Origin of the sequence: Bacillus sp. FSL K6-3176, from assembly GCF_038003325.1 — a bacterium.
In the GTDB taxonomy this organism is placed as follows: domain Bacteria; phylum Bacillota; class Bacilli; order Bacillales; family Bacillaceae; genus Bacillus; species Bacillus altitudinis.
In genome coordinates, this window is the sequence record NZ_JBBOOX010000001.1 from 2674439 (window position 1) to 2699656 (window position 25218).

Annotated in this window: 25 protein-coding genes and 1 other annotated feature; of the genes, 6 read left to right on the forward strand and 19 right to left on the reverse strand. The window is 42.2% G+C overall.

Annotated features, from left to right (window positions below; all coding sequences use genetic code 11):
- Window positions 1–37: 37 nt before the first annotated feature.
- Window positions 38–250, reverse strand: coding sequence for a hypothetical protein (locus tag MHB38_RS13885; RefSeq protein ID WP_035702043.1), 213 nt, complete (start codon window positions 248–250; stop codon window positions 38–40).
- Window positions 251–345: 95 nt separating this feature from the next.
- Complete coding sequence (locus MHB38_RS13890) at window positions 346–924, reverse strand: esterase/lipase family protein (RefSeq protein ID WP_410551929.1); 579 nt, start codon at window positions 922–924, stop codon at window positions 346–348.
- A gap of 272 nt (window positions 925–1196) precedes the next feature.
- On the opposite strand from MHB38_RS13890, the gene MHB38_RS13895 reads away from it, so the two are divergent.
- Window positions 1197–1538, forward strand: coding sequence for an antibiotic biosynthesis monooxygenase family protein (locus MHB38_RS13895; RefSeq protein WP_165379044.1), 342 nt, complete (start codon window positions 1197–1199; stop codon window positions 1536–1538).
- A 128-nt stretch (window positions 1539–1666) separates the two neighbouring features.
- On the opposite strand, the gene tyrS is transcribed toward MHB38_RS13895, so the two are convergent.
- Both tyrS and acsA read right to left on the reverse strand, forming a co-directional pair.
- The gene (tyrS, locus tag MHB38_RS13900) at window positions 1667–2935 is read right to left on the reverse strand and encodes a tyrosine--tRNA ligase (RefSeq protein WP_165379045.1); all 1269 of its coding nucleotides are present in this window, start codon (window positions 2933–2935) and stop codon (window positions 1667–1669) included.
- Between the two features lie 53 nt (window positions 2936–2988).
- Window positions 2989–3224 (reverse strand) — a binding site (T-box leader).
- Between the two features lie 59 nt (window positions 3225–3283).
- Entirely contained in the window at window positions 3284–5008 is a 1725-nt protein-coding gene (gene acsA / locus MHB38_RS13905) for an acetate--CoA ligase (protein ID WP_272511798.1), read from the reverse strand.
- A 155-nt stretch (window positions 5009–5163) separates the two neighbouring features.
- On the opposite strand from acsA, the gene MHB38_RS13910 reads away from it, so the two are divergent.
- The 3 genes from MHB38_RS13910 to MHB38_RS13920 are packed head-to-tail and all read left to right on the forward strand — an operon-like array spanning window position 5164 to window position 7633.
- Window positions 5164–5796, forward strand: a complete 633-nt coding sequence (locus tag MHB38_RS13910; RefSeq protein WP_050827570.1) for a GNAT family N-acetyltransferase — start codon at window positions 5164–5166, stop codon at window positions 5794–5796.
- Between the two features lie 38 nt (window positions 5797–5834).
- On the forward strand, window positions 5835–6476 hold the full coding sequence (locus MHB38_RS13915) for a CBS and ACT domain-containing protein (RefSeq protein WP_041092583.1): 642 nt from the start codon (window positions 5835–5837) through the stop codon (window positions 6474–6476).
- Window positions 6473–7633 (forward strand): acetoin utilization protein AcuC, encoded by a 1161-nt coding sequence (locus MHB38_RS13920; protein ID WP_341003729.1) that lies wholly within the window; start codon window positions 6473–6475, stop codon window positions 7631–7633. The genes MHB38_RS13915 and MHB38_RS13920 overlap by 4 nt, the downstream gene beginning before the upstream one ends.
- A gap of 43 nt (window positions 7634–7676) precedes the next feature.
- On the opposite strand, the gene ccpA is transcribed toward MHB38_RS13920, so the two are convergent.
- From ccpA to MHB38_RS13975, 11 genes are all read right to left on the reverse strand, one after another.
- Complete coding sequence (gene ccpA / locus MHB38_RS13925) at window positions 7677–8678, reverse strand: catabolite control protein A (RefSeq protein ID WP_035702055.1); 1002 nt, start codon at window positions 8676–8678, stop codon at window positions 7677–7679.
- Window positions 8679–9127: 449 nt separating this feature from the next.
- Window positions 9128–10204 carry a bifunctional 3-deoxy-7-phosphoheptulonate synthase/chorismate mutase gene (locus tag MHB38_RS13930; RefSeq protein ID WP_017358315.1) on the reverse strand — a complete coding sequence of 359 codons (1077 nt, stop codon included), beginning with the start codon at window positions 10202–10204 and terminating at the stop codon, window positions 9128–9130.
- A 413-nt stretch (window positions 10205–10617) separates the two neighbouring features.
- Window positions 10618–10941, reverse strand: coding sequence for a bacillithiol system redox-active protein YtxJ (gene ytxJ, locus MHB38_RS13935; protein ID WP_007501805.1), 324 nt, complete (start codon window positions 10939–10941; stop codon window positions 10618–10620).
- Between the two features lie 30 nt (window positions 10942–10971).
- Window positions 10972–11442 carry a YtxH domain-containing protein gene (locus tag MHB38_RS13940; RefSeq protein WP_007501807.1) on the reverse strand — a complete coding sequence of 157 codons (471 nt, stop codon included), beginning with the start codon at window positions 11440–11442 and terminating at the stop codon, window positions 10972–10974.
- 29 nt (window positions 11443–11471) lie between these two features.
- Window positions 11472–11888 (reverse strand): DUF948 domain-containing protein, encoded by a 417-nt coding sequence (locus MHB38_RS13945; protein ID WP_017367864.1) that lies wholly within the window; start codon window positions 11886–11888, stop codon window positions 11472–11474.
- Between the two features lie 223 nt (window positions 11889–12111).
- Window positions 12112–13410 (reverse strand): UDP-N-acetylmuramate--L-alanine ligase, encoded by a 1299-nt coding sequence (gene murC / locus MHB38_RS13950; RefSeq protein ID WP_008343047.1) that lies wholly within the window; start codon window positions 13408–13410, stop codon window positions 12112–12114.
- A 302-nt stretch (window positions 13411–13712) separates the two neighbouring features.
- Window positions 13713–16466 (reverse strand): DNA translocase FtsK, encoded by a 2754-nt coding sequence (locus MHB38_RS13955; protein WP_051632378.1) that lies wholly within the window; start codon window positions 16464–16466, stop codon window positions 13713–13715.
- 196 nt (window positions 16467–16662) lie between these two features.
- Window positions 16663–17268, reverse strand: coding sequence for a YtpR family tRNA-binding protein (ytpR, locus tag MHB38_RS13960; RefSeq protein ID WP_035391100.1), 606 nt, complete (start codon window positions 17266–17268; stop codon window positions 16663–16665).
- A gap of 19 nt (window positions 17269–17287) precedes the next feature.
- The gene (locus MHB38_RS13965; RefSeq protein ID WP_035391098.1) at window positions 17288–18097 is read right to left on the reverse strand and encodes a DUF1444 domain-containing protein; all 810 of its coding nucleotides are present in this window, start codon (window positions 18095–18097) and stop codon (window positions 17288–17290) included.
- A gap of 18 nt (window positions 18098–18115) precedes the next feature.
- Window positions 18116–18436, reverse strand: coding sequence for a thioredoxin family protein (locus tag MHB38_RS13970; RefSeq protein WP_003217665.1), 321 nt, complete (start codon window positions 18434–18436; stop codon window positions 18116–18118).
- Complete coding sequence (locus tag MHB38_RS13975) at window positions 18423–19451, reverse strand: PTS transporter subunit IIC (RefSeq protein ID WP_017367866.1); 1029 nt, start codon at window positions 19449–19451, stop codon at window positions 18423–18425. Before MHB38_RS13975 ends, MHB38_RS13970 begins: the two co-directional genes overlap by 14 nt.
- A gap of 200 nt (window positions 19452–19651) precedes the next feature.
- Here MHB38_RS13975 and MHB38_RS13980 point away from each other — a divergent pair, with 200 nt between their 5' ends.
- Window positions 19652–20098, forward strand: coding sequence for a YtoQ family protein (locus MHB38_RS13980; RefSeq protein WP_182489248.1), 447 nt, complete (start codon window positions 19652–19654; stop codon window positions 20096–20098).
- 43 nt (window positions 20099–20141) lie between these two features.
- Here the strand turns inward: MHB38_RS13980 and MHB38_RS13985 are convergent, their stop codons facing one another.
- Complete coding sequence (locus MHB38_RS13985; protein ID WP_035391095.1) at window positions 20142–21215, reverse strand: M42 family metallopeptidase; 1074 nt, start codon at window positions 21213–21215, stop codon at window positions 20142–20144.
- A gap of 199 nt (window positions 21216–21414) precedes the next feature.
- Here MHB38_RS13985 and MHB38_RS13990 point away from each other — a divergent pair, with 199 nt between their 5' ends.
- Window positions 21415–21729 (forward strand): PepSY domain-containing protein, encoded by a 315-nt coding sequence (locus MHB38_RS13990; protein ID WP_003217759.1) that lies wholly within the window; start codon window positions 21415–21417, stop codon window positions 21727–21729.
- 40 nt (window positions 21730–21769) lie between these two features.
- On the opposite strand, the gene MHB38_RS13995 is transcribed toward MHB38_RS13990, so the two are convergent.
- The 3 genes from MHB38_RS13995 to trmB all read right to left on the reverse strand — a co-directional run bounded on the left by MHB38_RS13995 (window position 21770) and on the right by trmB (window position 25146).
- Window positions 21770–23467: an NAD-dependent malic enzyme gene (locus tag MHB38_RS13995; protein ID WP_035391093.1), complete on the reverse strand. Its 1698-nt coding sequence runs from the start codon at window positions 23465–23467 to the stop codon at window positions 21770–21772.
- A gap of 73 nt (window positions 23468–23540) precedes the next feature.
- Window positions 23541–24389, reverse strand: coding sequence for a YtnP family quorum-quenching lactonase (locus MHB38_RS14000; protein WP_035391091.1), 849 nt, complete (start codon window positions 24387–24389; stop codon window positions 23541–23543).
- A 115-nt stretch (window positions 24390–24504) separates the two neighbouring features.
- Window positions 24505–25146, reverse strand: coding sequence for a tRNA (guanosine(46)-N7)-methyltransferase TrmB (trmB, locus tag MHB38_RS14005; protein WP_025207815.1), 642 nt, complete (start codon window positions 25144–25146; stop codon window positions 24505–24507).
- Window positions 25147–25218: the final 72 nt, after the last annotated feature.

The window sequence follows — 25218 nt, forward strand, 5'->3', positions numbered from 1 at the left end:
AAGGAATGGTGGTTGATTTGTACATGTTTTTATTTGGCTATGTACGATGTTTTGTCTGTTTTTGCAGTAAAAAGACAAACCACACACTGGCTATTAAGTAATAGATACCAATGATGGATGTACAATTAGATATGACTTCTGCCCATTGCACTGATTTGACGATTGCCATCCAGATCATATAGATAATCAGAAATGAACATGGGAAATAGAGAAAGTAGCCTAAGAAATATTGTTTGAGTTTTTGCGTCATCTTTTATCCTCCTAAAAACCTTCTGCAACACCTAGTAGACCCTATATAACCATGACATCAAAAAAGACAGCACAAATCGCTGTCTTTTTCATTTTTTAATTCGTATTCTGTCCTCCGCCATTCAATCCTTCTTTCACATAGCCTTTGACTTGGCTTGAGGTTAATAGACCGATATGTCCAACGCCGTGGATGAGGACGTTTCTCGCGCCAATTAAACGTGAGAGGCTGTTGACGACAATGAGATCGGCTGAACTATAGACAGATGTGTAAAGAATTTTTTGATTTGGATCGGTGCCTGGTAATGCTCTGAGTGATACGAGTCCATTCGCTCCACCAAGTGTGACGACGTTTTCAATTTTATCTCCGCCGTCTAGGTTTTTAATATAGTATAACGTGTTCGCACCACCCATACTATGAGCCACAATATCTACTTTTTTGGCGCCCGTTTTGGCTAGTACATCTTTGACGAATCTAGAGAGCCTCGGGCCATTGTTCAGGTTATTACCTGTTTTGTCTATGAAATCGATTGCAAAAAGTTGGTTTTGATCCCAGCCCTGTGTCACTAAGTATCGTTTGATCGAAGCAAAGTTATAAGACGCACCGCCCATGCCGTGTACCATTACAACCGGATTATGCGCAGCCGCTTTGACTTCTTTCGGCTGGATGAAGACCATTGAACCTAGCACTAAGGCTAGCGCAACAAGAATTTGCAAACTCTTTTTCTTAAATCGAATCACTTTCATTCCCCCTTATTCATCTTATTCGACTCTATTTTATACAAGAAAAATATGTCAGAAAAGTGAACAAGGTAATGTTTTATGAGATGATTTTACAGAAATATAAATAATCATAAAGCACCTTGGACTTTTTTAAATTAAAACAAAAAGACTACGGGCCTCTCTATCTTTCATATATAATGTGAATAGACAAAAGGAGGTTCTACTAGATGCTATTTACTCAAACACCTGCATCACCTTACTATGCAGTCATTTTCACATCAAAACGAACAAATGTTGAGCAGAAAGAATACGCTGCTGCTGCTCAAAAAATGGAACAATTAGCGAAAGAACTAGACGGGTTTCTTGGAATAGAAAGTGCACGAGATGAACATGGTGTTGGAATCACTGTCTCTTACTGGGATTCATTAGCAGCCATCAAAGAATGGAAAGCACATACAGCACATCAGCGTGTTCAAAAAAAAGGAAAAAAAGATTGGTATGAATCCTATACAACCCGAATTTGTAAGGTAGAACATGCTTATACAAACGAAGATTCACTTCTTGAATAAGAAACAGACAAATGAGAGAAAGCCGCTCTGTAAAAGCTTAATTCCTACTTCTGAATAAAAAAGAAAAACACCTCAATGTATATGAACATTTGAGGTGCTTTTCATGATACTTACTGTTTCATAAGGATTTATTTATACGTTACAAGGAAGTATTTCTTTTTCCCTCTTCTTAAGACGGTAAATTGGTTTTCAATTCGGTCTTCAGCTGAAAGGACATGGTCTTTGTCGGTTTGTCTCTCTCCGTTGATGTAGACGGCACCGTTTGTGATATCTTCACGTGCTTGACGTTTTGATGGAGACAGTTTTGATTCGACAAGAACATCAACAAGTGTTAATTCTTCTCCACTGTCTTTCTCCATTGATGGCACATCTTTAAAGCCTACTTTCACTTCTTCTGCTGTAAGAGATTTGATCTCGCCTTTAAATAGCGCATTTGAGATGTTGACAGCCTGTTCTAGTGATTCACGGCCATGCACAAGTGTTGTGACTTCTTCTGCCAAACGGCGCTGTGCTTCACGTTTTTCAGGGGCTGTTTGCACTTTTTCTTCGTACGATGCGATCTCTTCTTTTGATAAGAACGTAAAGTATTTTAAGTATTTCACGACATCACGGTCATCTGTGTTAATCCAGAATTGGTAGAATTCATATGGTGATGTTTTTTCTTTATCTAACCAGATGGCACCACCTTCTGTTTTCCCAAACTTCGTGCCGTCTGCTTTTGTCACAAGCGGCATGGTGAGACCGAATGCTTTTGCGCCTTCTGCTTCAGACTTACGGATCAACTCAAGTCCAGATGTGATATTTCCCCACTGGTCACTTCCGCCGATTTGCAGCTTACAGTTTTCATTTCTGTAAAGGTTCAAGAAGTCTAACGATTGCAGAATCACGTAGCTGAATTCTGTGTACGAAATCCCTGTTTCAATACGGGAGCTGACGATATCTTTTGCGAGCATGAAGTTGACACCGAAGTTCTTTCCAATATCACGAAGGAACGTGATGACATTCATTTGACTGATCCAGTCATAGTTATTGACGATAACAGCTGGGTTGTCACCTGCTTCAAAATCAAGGAATTGAGAGAGCTGGCCTTTGATTTTCTCTGACCACTGTTCGACGATTTCTGCTGGGTTTAGTGAACGTTCTGCTTTTTTGAAACTTGGGTCACCAATCAGTCCAGTTGCGCCGCCAACAAGTGCAATCGGATGATGACCTGCTTCTTGGAATCTGCGCAATGTTAAAATTGGGAGTAAGTGACCAATGTGCAAGCTGTCAGCTGTTGGATCAAAGCCGGAGTATAGCTTGATTTTTTCTTCTGCTAATAATTTTGTTAAACCTTCTTCATCTGTTTGCTGCTGAATTAATCCTCTGAACGATAAATCTTCCATCAATTGACTCATATCCAAATCTCCTTTTTTTACAATTCAACATAAAAAACGCCCCTTCGAATGAACGAAGGGACGATATATATCGCGGTACCACCCTGCTTAAAAGACAAAACAACACGTCTTTTCACTTACACTGATAACGGACAGATCCGTTCTTTCACTAATCAGATAGCATATGCTCCTTTTCGTAAAAGCGGTTCGTGAGGGTAATTCGAATATCTCTTTGTACTGACTCGCACCAGCCGTCAGCTCTCTTGGACAGGGAAAGATGATTCTACTGAATCTCAGTCAAAACCTTTTCATATTCAACTAAAGTCATTTTTAACATACTTTTGATATCAAGTCAACTGACGGAAGTGATTAATCTTCCATTGTCGAGAGATCGCCAGCAGGTAAATTCAGTTCCCACGCTTTTAGCACACGTCTCATAATTTTACCGCTGCGTGTTTTTGGCAGTTTGTCTTTAAACTCAATTTCTCTCGGTGCTGCATGTGCAGCGAGTCCTTTTTTCACAAACGTACGAATCTCTTCTTTCAGCTCATCTGTCGGTTCATATCCGCTTCTAAGCGCTATAAATGCTTTAATAATTTCACCGCGCACAGGATCTGGTTTTCCGATGACACCAGCCTCTGCAATGGCCGGATGTTCCACCAGTTTACTTTCTACCTCAAATGGACCGACCCGCTCTCCTGACGTCATGATGACATCGTCGACACGTCCCTGGAACCAGAAGTATCCGTCTTCATCCATATAAGCTGAATCTCCTGAAACATACCAATCTCCCGGCATAAAGTAAGATTCATATTTTTCAGGATTGTTCCAGATCGTATGCATCATAGACGGCCAGCCTTTTTTGATGGCAAGGTTCCCCATCCGGTATGGCGGAAGTTCATTTCCGGCATTATCTACAATCGCAGCTTCAACGCCTGGAATTGGTTTCCCCATTGACCCTGGTTTGATATCCATGCATGGATAGTTACAAATCAGCTGTGCACCTGTTTCTGTCATCCACCAAGTATCATGAATTCGTTTACCGAATACAGCGTCTCCCCAGCGGATCACTTCTGGATTAAGTGGCTCTCCTACACTTAACACATGACGGAGTGAGCGGAGATCATATTTTTGAATGAGATCGTCTCCTGCTCCCATCAGCATTCTGAAGGCTGTCGGTGCACTGTACCAAACGGTCACACCAAGCGATTCAATGGTTTCGTACCACGTATCAGGGTTGAACCGACCGCCTAAAATCACATTCGTCGCTCCATTCAGCCACGGAGAAAAAATACCGTACACCGTCCCTGTTACCCAGCCTGGATCAGCTGTACACCAGTAGACATCTTCTTCTTTCAAATCAAGTACCCATTTACCCGTCTGGCCTTGCTGCACCATTGCCCCATGAACATGGAGCACACCTTTTGGCGTACCAGTGGACCCTGACGTGTAATGAAGCAGGTATCCATCTTTTTCATCCATCCACTCGATTTCAAGTTCCTTCGCTGCCTGCTCAAATGCTTCTTCAAAGTGAATCGTCCGCACACCACCTGCATCCTCTTTTTCACCACCGACAATGATGACGGATTCAAGCTTTGGAAGTTCTGCAAACGGAATCCGCTCAAGCAGATCAGGCGTTGTCACAATCACTTTTGCCTCACTATTTTCTAAACGATCTTTGACGGCACCTTCCATAAATGCCTCAAATAACGGACCGACGATCGCACCAATTTTGACAGCACCAAGCAGTAGAAAATAGAGCTCAGGTGATCTTGGCATAAAGATAAACACGCGATCCCCTTTTTGCACATGTGCCTGTTCTCTTAATAGATTTCCTGCTTTGTTTGTCTTGATTTTCATATCCCTGAACGTATACTTTTCATCCCGCTGTGAATCTTTGTAGTGAAGCGCCACCTTGTTTTTACGAAACGAGTCCGCATGTCTGTCAATCGCTTCATAAGCTGCATTTACTTTTCCTGTTTCATACCAAGAGAAATTTTTTCTCGCTTCCTCCCATGAAAATTCTTTGTATGCTTGCTCATAATCATTTAAATGATAGTCCCCTTTTACTGATGGTAGCGTTTCCACTTTCATCAAACAGTCCCCCTTTGCATACGTTTACAATGACCATTATAGTATAGATGACTTTTTTTCTCAATTTTTAAAAAACTTCTGATGAAACCGTTTTAATTATTGCAAGATTTAAGATAGAATAGAGACGACTCACTAGAATTTGAGGCGGTGGATACGTGGAGCATCCTAAAACTTATTATTCAAAAACAATTGAGAGAGAAACAGGCACCATCCTGATTGAAGGCCCGGTACCTGCATCAGAGCTGGCGAACTATACGTTTCATGAAGGACTAACAGCATTTCGCACGCCTGAGGAACAGAAACAAGCACTTGTTGAAATAGCAGATCTTCCTGAAGGACGTATTATCATTGCTAGGGTGGATGAGCTTGTCGTAGGCTATGTCACGTATTTGTACCCTGATCCGCTTGAACGCTGGTCAGAAGGCAACATGGACAATTTAATTGAGCTCGGTGCCATTGAAGTCGCTCCTCCATTCAGAGGCTGCTCACTTGGCAAGCATTTACTGGATGTGAGCATGATGGATGAGCAAATGGAGAATTACATTATCATTACAACCGAATATTACTGGCATTGGGATTTAAAAGGGACGAAGAAAAACGTGTGGGAGTACCGCAAAATGATGGAGAAAATGATGAACGCCGGCGGTCTGGTTTGGTTTGCAACAGATGAGCCAGAGATCAGCTCACATCCAGCCAATTGTTTAATGGCACGGATCGGAAAACATGTGAGTCCAGATTCAATCGAGCGTTTTGATCGTCTTCGCTTCCATCAGCGCTTTATGTATTAACGTTCAATTCGTTTTTTTGGCAAAGGGGATTGGTAAACATGATGATTGAACAAATTATGGAGCGTGATGTGATCACGCTGCGAAAAACCGATACGATTGAAGAAGCCATTCAAAAAATGAGTGCACATCACATTCGGCATATTCCCATCGTATCTGAGCAGGGATCTGTCATTGGGATGGTGACAGATCGGGATATTAAAAATGCCAGTCCAAGTATTTTTGAAACAGAGAAAAGACAGCTTTTTATTCAGCGGCCGGTTGAAGACATCATGGTGCTAGAGACGATTACCGCTCATCCGCTTGATTTCGTTGAGGAGATTTCAAGTGTCTTTTTTGAACACGGAATTGGCTGTCTTCCCGTTGTGAGACGTGGCAAGCTTGTAGGGATCATCACAAAAACAGATTTACTTCGTACGTTTGTAAGACTAACAGGTGCAGATCAGCCTGGATCACATTTAGAGGTTGAAGTAGCGCAAGTGACAGAGGGTCTTGCAGACATTACAGCCATTTTAAAAGAGCAGCATATTCAAATGCTGAGTGTACTCGTGTACCCACATGCCAATGAAGCCTCTAAAGTGCTCGTCTTCCGCCTTCAAACGATGCATGCAGATCATGTGATGAAGCTGATTCGTGCAAAAGGCTATAAAGTGCTCTGGCCTATGGAGCAGACGATCAAATGAAGGAAGCGACCTTTGTTTTTTCACCATCTTTTCAAACGTATCAGTTTCACCAAGATCATCCCTTCAATCAGCTTCGCGTCTACTTAACTTATGATCTTCTTCAAAAAATGAAGGCGTTAACGGATGATGAGATTGTCGCACCTCGTATGGCGACGCTGGAGGAATTAAAGCTTGTCCATACAGCAGATTACATTCAAGCAGTACAGCGGGCAAGTGAAGGAAAACTGTCCACCGCAGAGGGGGAACGTTATGGTCTTGGCACTGAGGACACCCCGATGTTTGCAGGGATGCACGAGGCAGCTTCTCTCCTAGTTGGCGGGACATTAACAGCGGTTGATCAAGTGATGCTTGGACATTCGCAGCATGCGCTCAATGTTGGCGGCGGGCTTCATCATGGATTTAAAGGACGTGCCTCTGGCTTTTGTATTTATAATGACAGCTCGGTGGCCATTCAGTATATTCAAAAGACATATGGCGCTAGAATTTTATATATTGATACAGATGCTCATCATGGCGATGGTGTCCAGTTTAGCTTCTATGATGATCCAGAGGTATGTACTGTTTCTATTCATGAAACAGGGCGCTATTTGTTCCCTGGAACTGGACAAGTACAGGAAAGGGGTCATGATAAAGGCTATGGCTATGCATATAATATCCCGCTTGACGCATTTACAGAAGACGAATCATTTTTAGAAGCCTATCGAACAGCAGTGACAGAGATTGCTGCTTTTTTTAAACCAGATGTCATTTTGACGCAAAATGGAGCAGATGCCCACTATTATGACCCTTTGACGCATTTATCTGCTACCATGAAAATATATGAGGAAATTCCTAGAATTGCCCATGAGCTGGCGCATCAATATTGTGATGGAAAATGGATCGCTGTGGGCGGAGGCGGCTATGATATTTGGCGTGTCGTCCCAAGAGCATGGAGCCGCATTTGGCTTGAGATGAAAGGCATCACACCACCAGATGCACTTCCTCAGGAATGGATTCGGGCATGGGAAAAACAATCGCCTGTTCCGCTTCCATCCACATGGCTAGATCCTGACGATCTATATCCACCGATTCCAAGAAGAGCAGAAATTACAGAAAAAAATGCACAAACGGTAGAAAAAGCACTCATGCCTGTTCGACGAGAAAAGAAAAAGGCATAAAAAAAAGCAGGCGTCCACTGATCAAGTGAGCCTGCTTTCTTTTTTATTTCGTCGATTGTCTTTCTTCGATTCTATGTGGCAATTCAACAATTTGATCTTCTACTTGTTCTTTGTTCATGAGCTTTGTCAAAAGTCTCATCGCAACAGCGCCAATATCGTAAGTCGGCTGAACAACTGTTGTCAATTGAGGGCGCACCATGAGGGATAGTCTTGTGTTATCAAAGCCAATCACTTCTAAATCTTCAGGAATTGATACGCCTCTGTCCTGCGCTCCATGAATGACACCTAGCGCCATTTCGTCAGTCGCTGCAATCACAGCCGTCGGCTTGTCAGATTGATCAAGCAGATTAGCCAGCGCTTCAATACCAGAGTCATATGAGTAGTCTCCTTCAGCAACAAGCGCTTCGTCAAATACGATACCAGCTTCTTCAAGCGCACGCTTATAACCAGCAAGCTTTCTCATAGAGTTAATTGGTTCTGACATTGGTCCAGATACAAACGCAATTCGTTTATGTCCTTTTTCAACTAATAGCTGAACTGAATCATAAATGGCTTGTTCATAGTTAATGTTGACTGATGGTGTTTGTGCCTGCTCTTCAACAGATGCTGCAAGTACAATTGGTACAGGAGAGCGCTTAAATTCTTCCACATGCACATCTGTAATGTTTCCACCCATAAAAACGATTCCATCTACTTGTTTGCCAAGCATTGTGTTTAACAAATGAAGTTCTTTATCAGTATTTTGGTCTGAGTTGCTCAAAATAATGTTGTACTTGTACATCGTGGCAATATCTTCAATTCCTCGTGCAAGCTCTGAATAGAAGATACTTGAAATATCAGGGATGATGACCCCAACTGTTGTGGTCTTTTTACTTGCAAGGCCTCGTGCGACTGCGTTCGGACGGTAGCCGAGACGATCAATTGCTTCAAGCACCTTTTTTCTTGTTGTTGGTTTTACGTTTGGATTACCATTAACAACACGTGATACCGTTGCCATACTTACGTTTGCTTCTCTTGCTACATCATATATTGTAACATTATTCACATAAATCACTCCTTCAAATACACTTCATATCTATAGCATTCACCAATTGGATAGAGACATGTCAGATACGAGGAAAATAATATCCTATTTGTCATTAAAACGATGAAAAGAGACACATAATTTTTCAATCTACATCAAAATGACCTTCTTTTATGAAATTATACACGTTTTTTCTTCATATGAAAACGTTCCCTTTCTTTTTATAACTAAATTAAACAAACTTTAATGAGCTTGTTACCTGTAAATTGAATCATATTTCACCAAAAATCGTCGTGAACATCAGCTATGACAATGATCTTAGCAGATTCTATCGAATTTTAAAAATGAAAACATTGTGAACAAGCGTGTTTTAAGCTTGCAATGTGTTTTCTTCCTTTCATTGCCAGTCTTATCGTATTTTTTCATGCAAAAACCGCCGGGCTGTCATCCGGCGGCTTTTCTATTTATGATTATGCGTGAATGTTGACAAGTGGTCTTAACGCATCTAACCATTTTTCGAATTGTGGAATGTCCATTTGCTGCGCTGAATCAGATAGGGCAACAGATGGATCTGGATGCACTTCTGCCATCACACCGTCTGCTCCAATCGCAAGAGCTGCTTTAGCTGTTGGAAGAAGTAGATCTCTGCGTCCTGTTGAGTGTGTCACGTCAACAAAGACTGGTAAATGTGTCTCTTGTTTCAAGATTGGCACAGCCGAGATATCTAGTGTATTTCTTGTGGCTGTTTCGTATGTGCGGATGCCTCGCTCGCAAAGGATGATTTGGTCATTTCCTTGTGCGATGATGTATTCAGCTGCATTGATGAATTCTGAAATCGTTGCTGCAAGACCGCGTTTTAAAAGAACTGGTTTGTTCACAGAACCGGCTTCTTTTAATAGCTCGAAGTTTTGCATGTTACGTGCTCCAATTTGGATGACATCGATATGCTCAATCGCTTCTTCAATATGAGCAGGATTCACGATTTCACTAATAACTGCAAGACCGTATTCATCTGCTACACGTTTTAGAATTTTTAGACCGTCTACGCCAAGTCCTTGGAAGTCGTATGGACTTGTGCGAGGCTTAAATGCGCCGCCACGAAGAAGTTTTAGTCCCTGCTGTTTCGCTGCTGCCGCTACTTCTGCAACTTGCTCGTAGCTTTCAACGGCACATGGTCCAACGATGAAACGTTGTTTTCCGTCACCGATCGCTTCTCCATTGATATTTACAATTGTATTTTCAGGTTTTTTCTTACGAGAAACAAGAAGTGCTTTGCTGTGGTCATCTTCTTGAAGCTCTAAACCTGCTTTGAAAATTTCTTTGAAAATATGTTGAATCGTTGAATTTTCAAATGGGCCATCATTTTCTTCAAGAATTTGATTAAGCATTGTGCGCTCTCTGACAGGGTCATAACGGTTGACACCTTGCGCTTCTTTTGCCTTTCCAATTTCTTTTACAATGTTTCCTCTTTCATTGATCAGTTTTAAGATTTGAAGATTTAGTTCATCTGCTTGCTGTCTCAATTGTTCCAATTCATTGTTGCTCATTTTTGTCATCCTTTCCTCTGCCCGCTCTCGCTTTTTATTTTTGATCTCTTATAATAGGGTTTATTATAAACAAAGATTTCGGAATTGTCACGAAAAAATTCTTTATTACCCAAACGCTTTTAAGCGATAAAGTATTATGTGTAAGATTATAGCATACTTTTGATGCAAGTAAACCTTTTTTATAAAAAAAACGTCAGCAATCGCTGACGTTTCAGCGGGTAGACAAACCCTCGCATTCTTTGTCAGTCCTGCGCGCTGGTACTCACGAATGACAAATTCGCTCCGTGCCAGTGCTCGTCCTTCCTAGACTGCAAAGGTTTTCTATCACGCTGAAAAGAAGACAAAGGGCTAAAATAAAGTTCATTTTAGCCCTTTGTCAACAATCTTGAACGTCAGCAATCGCTGACGTTTTTCTACATGTTATGTTCAAGCGCTTCTTTTGTAATGCTTGAGTGAGAAGCATGCCACTTTACTTTGCCACCGCTAAAGATGAGTGCCTGCGGGCTTTCATGCTTGATCCCTGACTTTTCAGTCACATAGGATGAAAGCTCTCTTGTGTTTTGAATTTGCAAGAAATAAGCAGGAACATCCTCATGTTCTGACGCAAACGCTTCAAACTCTTGAAAAGCAGCTTGGCTGATTGGACATGTCAAACTGTGCTTAAAAAAGACAAAGGTTCCGTCTTGATTCGTTAGTTGATCAAACTGTTCTTCTGTTTCTATGAGTTGTTTAGACATGATGTGCTCCTTTCTAACTTAAGCAGCGAGTTAGCCTTTCGTAGATTGTTCTACTTTTTCTTTGACATCTTTGATGCCGTCTTCAATGTCTGCTTTTGCTTCTTGTGCTCTTACTTTTGCTTCATCTGCTACATCTGAAGCTTCATTTGCAATATTTGCTGCAGCATCTTCTGCTTCGCTTTTTACTTGTTTAGCTTTTCCAGCTGTACGATCTTTTATGTCTTTTACTTTGTCTAAAATCTGGTTTGACTGCTCTGCTACGAGCTGAGACAATTCAGATGTTTTGTCTTTCGCAATCGTCACATATTCAGTGCCTTTTTCCTTTGCATCTGTTGTGAGACGATCTGTTTTTTCTTTTAGGGCATTCGCTTGGGTGTTCAAATCATCGCGAAGCTCTTTCCCTGACTTTGGTGCTAAAAATAATGCCGTTGTTGCACCGATAATGCCACCGATAAGTGTTCCGATCAAAAAGTCTTTGCTATTGATTCCGTCTTTGCTCATGATTATTCCTCCTATGCGAAAATGGTTGATTATTGTTGTTTACGTTGTTTCCATTTTTTATAGATTTCAAGTGCTGCGTTACTCCAGCTTACCACATCCGTGACTTTCTCCTGATTTCGTTCAACGGATGAAGAAACCGCACCAGCTGCCTGCTTTATGCTTGTATTAAATTGGTTGATCGAGCCGCCAATTCCCTGCACCGCATCCACAACTGTGTTAAGTTTTGCCGATTTGTCTTGAATATCTTCAGCAAGCTGATTGGTCTTATGTAGCAACTGTGCTGTCTCTGTGGTGATGCCTTGCATCTGTCCTTCAAGACCTTCTAAAGTTGATGCGACATTCTTTAATGTCAGCTGTAAGGATTTCAATGTTTTGGACAAGTAGATGACAAGAATGAGGAAAGCGATTGCGATGAGTGCAACGCTTAAATAGAGAATAATAATCATCTGATACCTCCTTTGCTGCGGGCATATTCAATTCAATACCCTCTCGTTGTATCATTCAAACATCGCCTAGAATGACCGATTGAATAATAATTCTACACTTATTCGCCAATTCCTGTCCACAGCGAACGAAAAAAAGCGGCACATCTTGTCACATTTAGCCCCTTTGTCACATTTTATTCAAAATAAAAAAGTGCCGATTGAATCGGCACTTTTTGACAGGCAATTATACTGCGACTTTCTCATAAGCACGAAGATACTTTTGAATATCTCCTGCTCCCATAAAGACCAAGATCGCATTTTCATGTGCTTTCAGCACAGATGTCTCTTCTTCTTCAATCAATTGGGCTTGCGGAATTTTTTCCCGCAAATCTTCAATGCTTAGTTTCCCAATGTTTTCACGAGCTGAACCGAAAATATCACAAAGGTACACATAGTCCGCTTTTTTCAGACTGTCTGCAAATTCACTTAAAAATTGCTGTGTACGAGTGAAAGTGTGCGGCTGGAAGACTGCTACAATATCACGGTCTGGATACTTCTGGCGAGCTGCTTCGATCGTGACTTCAATTTCAGTCGGATGGTGCGCATAATCGTCAATTAAGACTTGTTCACCGACTACTTTTTCATTAAAGCGTCGTTTCACACCGCCAAATGTCGTTAAAGCACCTTTGATGAGCTCTACATCAATGGCCTCATAGTGGCATAATGCAATGACCGCTAATGAGTTAAGGACATTGTGGTTTCCGTAAGCAGGAATGTAGAAGGTATCATAAAACGTATTACGTACAAATACATCAAATGTGGTGCCTTCTGTGTTTTTCACAACATTTCGTGCTTGGAAATCATTTTCTTCATTGAATCCGTAGTACACAACAGGTACTTTTGCTTGGATCTTGAGAAGATGCTCGTCATCACCGCAAGCGATGATGGCTTTTTTCACTTGAAGTGCCATGTTTTGAAACGCATCAAACACGTCATCAATATCCGTGAAATAATCAGGGTGATCAAAATCAATATTGGTCATGATCGCATAATCTGGATGGTAGCTGAGGAAATGTCTGCGGTATTCGCACGCTTCAAATACAAAATACTCGCTGTTTTCTTTCCCCATTCCAGATCCATCACCGATTAAGTAGGAAGTTGGTTTTGCCGCTTGCATCACATGTGCAAGTAGACCTGTTGTCGATGTTTTACCATGGGCACCAGTAATTGCAACGTTTGTGAATGAATCCATGTATTCTCCAAGAAATTTATGATAACGAATGACAGGAATCCCTTCAGAAAGAGCACGCTCAATCTCAGGGTGTGTATCTGGGAATGCATTTCCTGCAATCACCGTCATCCCTGGCTGAATATTATCTGGGTCAAATGGAAGAATTTTAATATTTCGTTCTTCTAATGCTTTTTGTGTAAAGATATGTTTTTCGATATCCGATCCTTGGACAGTATACCCAGTATCATGAAGAATTTGGGCCAGTGGACTCATACCTGTCCCTTTTATTCCAACAAAATGATAAACAGTCATAATTGTACCTCCAACAAACGTCTATCTGACTTACAGTATATGACGCTCATTTCAATTTGCAACTTGTGATTTTTGTCTCTAGCTGATCACAAATCGCAGCTCCAAATAAAGATTTTTTTCCGATCTTCCTATTCTAATCAATATTAACTATGATTAGTATCCGACAACTTTCCCATTTCTAACACCTGCTTTCGCTCATTTTCATTAAAAAGCGTTCAGACAGGCATGCGAAAAGCGTCCAATTCAAAAATTGCACCTATGTGCTATCATACCATGTTTATCAAAAAAATGAAGTGGTTTGTTTAGATCAATTGTTCTAAGTCACTCAGTGTCATGAGGACCTCTCTTGGCTTACTGCCTTTTGCACCAGAGATCATCCCTTCACGTTCCATCATATCAATCAATCTTGCTGCTCGATTGTAGCCAATTCTAAATCTTCTTTGCAAACTGGATGTACTTGCACTATTTTGCTCGATGGCGAACCTGCATGCGTCCATAAACAATTCATCTTCGTCTGTAATGGCAGAGCCTTGGAGCATCAATTCTTCCTGTTCAAAAAGGAACACAGGTTTGCGCTGTTTTCTCACATGCGCTACCACTTCATCAATCTCTCGATCTGATACAAAGTTCCCTTGTAGTCTTGTCGGTTTGCCAGAGCCATTTTCTAAGAACAGCATGTCTCCTTTTCCGAGAAGCTTTTCAGCACCTGCCATATCAATGATCGTTCTTGAATCCACTTGGCTTGAAACAGAGAAAGCAATTCTTGTTGGGATGTTTGCTTTAATGAGGCCTGTAATGACATCAACAGAAGGTCTTTGCGTCGCAATGAGTAAGTGAATCCCGCATGCTCTTGCTTTTTGGGCAATTCGGCAAATGCTTTCTTCGACTTCATTTGGTGCGACCATCATTAAATCAGCCAGCTCATCAATGACAACGACGAGATATGGCAGTTTTTCACCCATTTGTTTTTCTTTCACCAGTTCGTTAAATCGTTTGATTTCTCTCACACCAGAGTGTGCAAACAGTTCATAGCGTCTTTCCATTTCATCTACTACCCATTTCAGGGCAGCTGTGGCTGTCTTGGCATCAGTAATAACCGGGCTCACAAGATGCGGAATGTGATTATACGGCGCGAGTTCGACCATTTTAGGGTCGATTAACAGCATTTTCACTTCATCAGGTGAGGCTTTAAACATCAGGCTCACGAGAATGGTATTAATACAGACACTTTTCCCTGAACCTGTTGCTCCGGCAATTAAGCCGTGCGGCATTTTTTGTAAATCAACCACAACGGGCTGACCGGAAATATCCAATCCGAGCGCCGCCGTTAATGGAGATGGATTGTCTCTGAAGGCACTGCTTCTGATCATTTCTCTTAAGAAAACCATTTTACTGTGAAGGTTCGGCACTTCGATTCCAATCGTGTTCTTCCCAGGAATCGGTGCTTCGATCCGAATATCTTTTGCAGACAAACTGAGTTTGATATCATCTGACAGGTTTGTAATTTTGTTCACTTTCACGCCTGGTTCAGGATGCACTTCAAATCTTGTAACAGAAGGACCTTGCGTCACATGAACAACACTTGCTCTGACATTGAAATTTTTCAGTGTGGCATTGAGCAGTTCTGCCCGTTCTTTCACCCATGTTCCGTCCTCTTCTTTTTGTGCTGGCGGAACGTCTAGAAGAGCTAAACTCGGAAATACATATCCTTGTGCATCTGCCGTTTTCTTCTGTCCTTGCACGCGCTGATCACTTTTTAACATCATGACGTTAAAAGGAACGGTGGAGGTTTGACCGCTTGAGCGCTTTGGCTGTGGAGAAGACGGTTTTGGTTCTTCACGTTTTATTTCAGGCGTTTCTTCAGGTGTTTCCTCAAGCTCTTCTGCCATATCCCCGGCGATCTCTGCTTGTCCAGAGTCAGCAAATTCATCTGATGCTTCTTCAACTGGCATGACTTCATCATCTGTTAATTTTTCTTCCGGCAGGGAATCATCATCTTGCGAATCTTGTATGATCACCGGTTCTTCTTGTTCAAATGCTACCGCTGACACGTCTACTTGACTTTCTTCTATCCGTGCAGCCTCTGCTCTTTCCTCCATAGCCTCTATGTTCTTCTCTTCCAGCATCGCAGTTTCTTCTACTGGGCTTTCTATCTCCATGTCGAGTGCTGGTGATGGGCTTTCAGCTGTTTCAAATGTAAAGCTCTCTTTTTTCTGAGCATCATCTTCAAGCGGAATCATCGGCTCTTCTTGTTCAATGGTGACTGTCTGTTCTTGCTCCATCTCTAGAGGCTCGTTAGATGCTTCAGCTTGCTCCATATGTAAGAATGCTTCCCGATCGTCTTTGGTCTGTGACAAAGCTTGATCTTGATCCTCTGTCTCACTGAAAGGCTCGTCATATAAACGTTCCATCGTTGATTGAACGTGATCTTGATAAGCGAGTTCCTCTTGCAAAGTAAGCGGCGTCGTGACAGGTTGCTTCTCTACTTGTTCTTCTGTTTGGGCTGACATCATGTCTTCCATACGTTGTTCTTTTCGTATAGACGGGATGTTCATTTGCTGTCTTACATTCCGTTCACGCTCTGCTTCTTCTGATAACAGTGTGACACGCTGTGACGTTTCTTCTGCCGATTTCATTTTGACAGAAGATGTGTCTTCTTTGGCTGCTGCATGTTTTGGACGCATATCCTGATGGTAGCCATAGATGGGTGAAGGGATTTGCTCTGGTTTAAAAGGCTTTTTATTGAGATCAGGCTGCACCGTTTGTTTTGGCTGATAGGTCGTCTGCTTGGCCTTTGGCTGACTTGGCCGCGTGCGCCTTCTTTCTTGTTGCTTTGCTGCCTCACGTGCAGGTTCATCTGGAACGAGAGGAAAGCGGAAATTGCCTTTTGGATATTCATAATACACTTTCGTATCTTCAACTTTTTTATATTCTTTATGCTGTTCAACAGCTGGCTGCTTTGGTGCAATCGGACCTGTTTCAGGCCTCTCAGCTTTTTCTTCTTTTTTTTCTTCTCCTAAAAATACACTAAAAAATTTATCTAACCAACTCATCATTTATCACTCACTTTAACTCCCCTTACGTTTTCTTGGGCGATTTTTAGTATACCATTGCTTTTTCATGCAGAAAAGCGAGAAAAGTGCTACGCTTTGCTGTTCAAGCTGTCTGTAGATGAAAAAAAGTCACTAAGTACGTACTTAGTGACTTTTGGTATAACACATTCTTCGCTCATTTGTACCCGTTTATGGGAGGTTACGCTTCAAATGGTTCGCCAGCTTGGCGACTTCCTTCTAGAACAAGGATTCCTTTTTCAGCAGGCGCATTCGGAAGATCTAATTCTTTTGCAGAACAAATCATTCCGCTTGAAGGAACACCTCTTAGTTCAGCATCTTTGATCACCAAACCGCTCGGCATCACAGCACCGACCTTTGCAACCACAACATATTGACCTTGATCAACGTTTGGTGCACCGCACACGATTTGTAAGGTTTCACCGCCAACATCTACTTGGCAAATGTTAAGTTTATCTGCATTCGGATGTTTTTCTTTTTCCTTCACATAGCCGACCACAAACTTAGGTGATAGATCAACTGTTAATGTTTCACTGACACCGTTGCGGTTCAAAATTTCATTGATATCTTGAACAAGCGTTTCAGAAAGCGGTACAGATCCGTTTTCTTCAATTTTCATGTAAGTAGATGCATTGAAAATATTAAAACCTGTTGTTTCTTTTGTGTCTTGATTGAAGATTCTTACGACATCTCCAAACGTTTCATGACCTACTTCTTCTCTTGTTACATCTTTCAATGAAATAAGGAGTGTGTCGCCGACACCTTCTGCATTATAAAAAACGTTCATTCTTCAAAATTCCCTTCTACTACTGTTTTGGTCTGCTTTTTGCAAGAATAAAGATCGGTTCAAGCTTGCCTTCGTCATATAAAAATGACAAGGCCGTAATCGGAACCGTGCCGCTGGCGAAGAAGCTCATCGACATTTGCCCTAAAATATCATAGCCTGATTCATTGCGTACATCTGCAATGATGAACACATCTTGATGGGGAACGGAAATAGCCATTTGCCCCTCTACTTTTTGCGCGTATTCTTGTAAAATCGATTCATTTAAAATTCTGCTTGCATCGTACCCGTCATTTGCACGGAAGAAATAAAAACGGTTGCCCGCCACTTCATCCATTTTCACGACAGTCTTTAGTGAACGGACGTTAAAACTTGCGGTTTCTCTGATTCGTTCTTTTGTCCAGTTCTCCTTTTGCAGCATCTTCTCGTCAATTAATCTGTAGGTGCTTCCAAGGTCAAGTGCATAGTAGATTCTTGTCTCTGCTGTATGCTCATCAAAAACGAGCGGAATCTCATCACTCGATGTTTCTGGAAAGGACGTTGAACGAATGACCGGATAAATGTGCTTCTCTTTACCTGAGATGTGCTGCGCTTCACCTTTCATAGCACTGAGCGCTTCTTTCACATAATAAACGATCTCATCCAGTGTTTCATCAGGCTTTACTTCCCACTTTGCAATAATCGGCGGGAGCTCAAGCGTGATGCCCTTTCCTGTATGTTTATCTTCCACACGAAGCGTATCTTTTTCCCTGTCAAACTGGTGGGTCCAGCTGTCGTTCGTCAGACGGCTTTTCAATTGATTGGCAAGCTGTCTTGATGTCATTTTCGCCATGATAAGACTCTCCTTTCGTTATTTAGAAAGAGAATCTGTTAAAAATGCTTCAATCTCTTCCTTTGTCTTACGATCTTTGCTGACAAAACGGTTGATCTCTTGTCCGTTTTTAAAGACTAAAAAGCTTGGAATTCCGTAAATTTCCCACTCTGCACAAGTGTCGATGAACTGATCTCTATCCACATAGAAGTATTCAAATTCTGGATAGTTTGCTTCAAGCTCTGGCAAAAACGGCTCAATAAATGTGCAGTCCGGGCACCAGTCAGCTGAAAATAGTAATACTGTTAAGTCTTCTTGAATCACTTTTTGTAATTCTTCGTTTGATTCAATTTTTTTCATGTTTGATTCCTCCAGTTTGTATACTTAAATCTCCGAATTGTATATAGCCTTTCTTTCTCATCCATTCTGATACTACCAAACTAATCACTGCCGGGCCAACGATATGCAAGAGAGCAATAGCGAGGAAAACGGAAGGATGAAATCCCATGACTGTGAGAGTCATGAGCTGGCCGACAAGTCCGCTCGTTCCCATACCCGCTCCTGCCGCATTATTGACCATCCCAAAGCCAATGATACCAATTGGCGCAAGAATCAGTCCTGCAATCGTCGGCGGAATGAGAATGAGTGGATTTTTCACAATGTTCGGCAGCTGTAGTTTTGATGTTCCAATGCCTACCGCAGCAAGACCGCCAAAACGATTTTCTCTAAATCCTGCAGCAGCAAAGCCGACCATCTGCGCACAGCAGCCAATCGTTGCCGCACCAGCAGCAAGACCGCTTAAATCAAGCATCAGCGCAAGCGCAGCGCTTGAAATCGGTGAGCTAAGAGAAAGTCCAACAATGGTTGCAACCAGCATGCCCATGATGAGTGGACTTTGATCAGTCCCCCATACGATCAGCCTGCCGAGCCCTGTCATCACCGCCTGAATCCCAGGGCCGATGAAAGCAGCGGTGAGAAAACCTGTGATAATGGTCACAAGCGGCGTTAAAATAATATCAATTCTTGTCTCACCACTGATCAGTTTGCCTAATTCCACACCAATGAGAGCAGCCACGAAGCTTCCAGCAGGTCCCCCAAGCTCTGCTCCAGCGGCACCTGACACAACACTTGCGAAAATAATTAAAGGAGAAGCGTTTAAGCGATAAGCAACCGCTACGCCAATTGCTGGTCCCATCAGCCCCATAGCGAGCGTTCCCATTTCCACGATGAGAGGAAATGATAACAGGCCGCCTGCTGTTTTTAAAATCAGCCCTACCACTAATGTAGCAAATAGACCTAAAGCCATATAAGAGAGTGCATCAATAAAATACACCTTTGGCGAAAGGGAAATACCCTTTCTTTTTAAATAAGTCATCAACGTCGTCTTCCTGCTTTCTCATAGGAAAGACGAAGAGGCCTGTCCTTCCCATTATATGTAGTCTTCTTACGATGAAAAATAGTCTCTACCATGAATATCATAATCATATTTTTTTTGCTTTATCAAGCACTTCTTGTGTAACATGAAAAGAAACAGGGCAAACCTTTACTAAGTTTGTGCACAAGGAGGAGATTGTTATGCAATTAACGGTTTATTTAGCTGGAGAAATTCATAGCCAGTGGCGCGATGAAATTAAGGAAAAAAGCCAGTCGTTGAAACTACCAGTAACGTTTGTTGGTCCAATGGAGAATCATGACCGATCAGATAACATCGGAGAAGATATTTTAGGCGGGCAGCCAAATGCCATCTTGAAAGACGATGCGGCTTCTGATTTGAACAATTTCCGCACCGAACTATTATTAAATAAGGCAGACGTTGTCATCGCCCGCTTTGGTGAGAAATATAAACAGTGGAACACGGCAATGGATGCTTCTTCTGCCATCGCCAAAGGGAAACCCCTTATTTTGATTCGTCCTAAAGAATTACATCATCCCCTAAAGGAATTATCAAACAAAGCAAATATCACTGTCGAAACAATGAATCAAGCGATTAAGGCGTTGTCATACGTGTTTGAACAGGAATAAGAAAAAGGCTGTGCTCTTAATGAGGCAGCCTTTTTCTTATCGTTTACACTTGTTGATAAATCGAATCCACTGTGCTTTGATCACAATTTTTCACAAGACGAACAATTAATTCTTTTGCCGCTGCATAATCATCCACATGCAAGACAGAGTGACTTGTATGAATATAACGCGCGCATACACCAATAACAGCAGATGGTACACCTTGATTTGAGATATGAACACGTCCAGCATCCGTACCGCCTGGCGATACGAAATATTGATATGGAATATTGTTTGTTTCGGCTGTATCGAGGACAAATTCTCTCATGCCTCGGTGCGTAATCATCGTGCGATCATAAATACGAAGAAGTGCACCTTTTCCAAGCTGGCCAAATTGTGATTTGTCTCCCGTCACATCATTTGCAGGACTCGCATCTAGAGCAAAGAACAGATCCGGTTTAATCATATTCGCAGCTACCTCAGCCCCTCTGAGCCCTACTTCCTCTTGGACGGTTGCGCCTGAATATAGCTGACATGAAAGAGCTTCGTCTTTTAATTCTTTCAATAATTCAATGGCAAGTCCGCACCCATAGCGGTTATCCCAAGCTTTGGCTAAAATCTTTTTCGGATTGGCCATTGGGGTAAAGACCGTTGCAGGAACGATTTGCTGCCCTGGGCGAACGCCAAGCTCTTTCGCTTCTTCTTCACTGTCTGCACCAATATCAATCAGCATATCTGACGGTTTTACTGGTTTGCTTTTTTGTTCTGGTGTCAGAAGATGAGGAGGTGTGCTCGATACAACGCCCGGAATTGGCCCGTGATCCGTATGAACATCCACACGCTGCGCAAGCATCACTTGACTCCACCAGCCGCCAAGTGTTTGAAAACGAATCATTCCATTTTTCGTAATGGATGACACCATAAAGCCGACTTCATCCATATGACCAGCCACCATAATCTTCGGCGCGTTCTCTGGGCCTTTGCGGACACCAAACACTCCGCCAAGACGATCCTGTATGAGTTCATCGGAATATTTCTCAAGTTCCTTTTTCATAAAAGCACGCACATGGTGCTCATTACCTGGAGTCCCTTGTAATTCTGTTAAATTTCGGAAAAGCGACATTGTTTCTTCGTTCATTTGACAGTTACCCTCATTTCTATGTAATGACCATATAAATTCCTATAAAAATAACACTCACTTTATACTATAAGAATTCTTTCGGTTTTCCAAGTATCTCTCCAGAAATTTTGAATATGCTTTCAAGTATTCGGATTTCTTAACATCGCTGGACAAGTTTTGTATAATGGAAAAAACAGCAATACGGAGGTGCAGCACGTTGAAGTTAAAACATGTTCTGATTGGTGCGAGTATTGGCGTAGCCGCTGCAATTGTTGCAAAGAAAGTCTTTTTCCCGACGTATATCTCGTCTGAAAAAGCGTTAAAAATTGTGAAATCCGCTTTTAAACAGCGCGGCCCGATTGATGGCTCTTGGATTTATACTGTACCAGAACCGTATACCGTAAATGGTGAAACGATTGATGTGTACAAATCTGGCATTACACGCTCCGCCTTTGGCGAGCTGGAACAGTATGAAGTCATGATTGATGCAAAAACAGGCATGATCGTTGATGTCATTGATTCTGTTGCTTAATAAGAAAGCTTCGCAAAGACAAGTCCTTGCGAAGCTTTTTTTAGATGGCTTTGATTTTTTTGTATACAGGGTGCCACATAGCGTCTTGCACAGCCTGAATGAGATCATCAGGGGTTTCTTCCGCAATTCCTTCGTCAATCGCTGCTTGTGCCACACGGACAGCCACTGTCGCTGAAACTGTTCTGAGCTGATCAACACTTGGAAGCATCGCAGCACCCGGTTTTCCGACATTGACCATGCTCGCAATCGCTTCAGCACTCGCAACAAACATGCTGTCTGTCATGAGGCGGGCTTTACACACAATCGTTCCAAGACCAAGCCCTGGAAACACAAGAGCATTATTTGCCTGCCCAATTTCATATGTCACACCACCATATTCAACCGGATCAAACGGGCTTCCCGTTGTGACAAGCGCACGTCCTTCTGTCCATTCAATGAGATCTTCCGGCTTTGCCTCTGAAAGAGGTGTCGGGTTTGACATCGGTAAAATCGCTGGCCGCTCTACATGTGACGCCATTTCTTTCACAATTTCCTCTGTAAATGCCCCACCTACAGTTGAGGTACCAATTAAGATCGTAGGTTTCGCCTGCTTCACGACCTCTAACAAATCAATTGAATGCTTTGGACCATTACGTGCATAATCCTTCACTTCATCAGAACGTCTTGCATACGGCTTTTGAAATGGCTGAATGTCGGGTGAATCATCTGTGAGCAATCCCGTTTTATCAATACACCAGAAATGATCATATGATTCCTCTTCTTTGACACCGTCTCGCACGATCGCATCACGAATTTGCTCGGCTATACCAATCCCTGCTGTACCTGCTCCAAAGATCACGATTCGGTGATCTTTCAGCGGAACCTTCGATGCTTTTGCACAAGCCAGAACGGCAGCAAGTGAGACGGCTCCAGTTCCTTGAATATCATCATTAAATGTACAAATACGGTCCTTATATTTTTCCAAAATGGCGCGCGCATTTTTTGTACCGAAGTCTTCCCAGTGAAGAAGTGCATTTGGAAAAGTCGCACGGGCAAGCTCAACATATTGATCAATAAACTGATCATAGCGCTCTCCTCGAACGCGGGAGTGCTGATTTCCCACATAAAGCGGATCATTTAAAAGGCTTTCCTGGTTGGTCCCAGCATCAAGCACCACTGCCAGCACACGGCTAGGATCAATACCTGCTGCGGCTGTATATACAGCCAGCTTCCCGACTGAAATGGCGATTCCGCCAACACCCCAGTCACCGATGCCTAAAATTCCTTCTGCATCTGTTGCGACAATGAGATCAATTGATTCATCCACTCCGTAAGATGCAAAAATTTCTTCCATTCCTTCTAGGTCATCAATGGATAAATAAATTCCTCTTGGCTTTCTATACTCGTGGCTGTAGCGCTGAATCGCTGTTCCTACGGTCGGTGTGTAAACAATCGGCAGCATTTCTGCCAAATGCTCATTTAATAATTTATAAAAGAGCACTTCATTTCTGTCATGAAGCGCAGTTAAATAGACATTTTTCCCAAGTGCGTCTGGCTGTGCTTTGAACTGTTCATATGCACGCTTTGCTTGATCTTCTAGGGTTAACACCTTCGGCGGCAGAAATCCCTTTAACCCAAGCTCTTCCCGCTCTTCCTTTGTAAATGCGACCCCTTTGTTTAAATAAGGGACAGACATGACTTCGATCCCTCTTAACGGTGTCTCGATGACATCACCATGTACACGATAAAATTGATTCACCTGCACTCTTCCTTTCACAAGTTCATTTTGTCGTTATTTTGTGTGAAAGGCGAAAAAACATACAGATGATCTTTTATCTTCCGGTTTCTCTTTTGACCTCATGGGTCATTGCCCCGTCTTCATCCCACTTTACAGCACGGTAGATGGCATCATGATAAAACAAGTACCATGCATTGTTTTCTTCGGCAAATGCCTGCCATTTTTGCTTCGCTGGGATCGAGGTCATTGGATAATCATCGTATGCCAAGACCCAAAGCGGGTTTTTATGAGCGTGTGTCGGCATGATATCCGCTAAATGAATAGCTGTTTCTCCCTGACTTGTGAGCGTTAAGATGCTATGCCCATTGCTATGTCCACCTGTATGATGCAGGCGAATGCCTTCTGTTACTTCGATGCTATCTTCAAATGTCATGACTTGATCGGCAACAGGCTCCCAGTTTTCTTTCCAATATGTATTTCTTGAGCGGATGTTCGGTGCTCTCATTTCGTCCCATTCAATTTTGGACGTGATGATTTTTGCCTGCTGAAAAACAGACACAAGCTCATCGCCTTCACGTTTTGTCAGCCCGCTTGCATGATCAAAATGCAAATGAGTCATTAAGACGTAATCTATATCAGATGGGCGCAAACCGAGAGCCGCAAGTGATTCTTCTATTTTCGTTTCCTCTGTGACGCCATAATTGCGTTTTTGTTTCTCTGTCAGCTTCCCTGACCCGATGCCGGAATCTACTAACAGATGAAGACCGTTCCACCGTATGAGCATTGGATCACACCGTAATTCAATTTGGTTTCGATCATTCACAGGGTATTTTTTTGACCATAATGGCTTTGGCACCACGCCAAACATGGCACCGCCATCCATGTGTGTATCTCCCCCATTTAACCAGAACAGTTCCATTTCGCCTATTTTCATTGTCTCCATTGCTGTCATCCCTCCTTTTTCTATCGTAGCAAATACAAAGGAAAATCGCATGTGCTAATCTTTTCATCAAAAAAGCTGACCGCAATCGTTCGTTGCAGCCAGCTTTGTTCGCTTTTTATTCAGGGAATTTTACTTCTGATCGATAGATCGGTTGTCCCATGGAAGAGAATTTCTCTTCATATTCTGTCATGACATTTCCTTCGAGACCATCCTCATGTAAATCAAGGCTCACATACGTTAAAAGGAGTCCGTAAGACGAAAAGCTTTTCAAGGAATATTCAAATAGTCCGCGGTTATCGGTTTTGAAATGTAATTCACCGCCTGGACGGAGGATCTGTTCATATCGCTTTAAAAAAGCTTTAAATGTCAATCTCCGTTTTTCATGCCTTGATTTTGGCCACGGATCAGAGAAGTTCAAATACACCCGATCAATCTCATTTTCCGCAAAGACATCTGTCAGTGTCTCTGCGTTGATGTTTAGAAGCTTTACGTTTTCTACATCTGTTTCTTTGATTTTATCGACTGCCGTCACAATGACACTTTTAAATAATTCAATGCCGATATAGTTTATCTCAGGATGAAGCTTGCCCATTCCGGCAATAAAACTCCCTTTTCCTGTACCGACTTCGATATGGATTGGATGATCATTTCCAAACAGCTCATGCCATTTCCCTTTGTATTGTTCAGGGTTGGCTAAAGCAATATGAGCATTTTCAGCTAAGTAATCATCCGCCCACGGTTTATGTCGCATTCTCAATTTGATACACCTCTATTTTCTTTACATTTTATCAAGATACCATGAAACATAAAGAGCCGCAAGACAGCAACT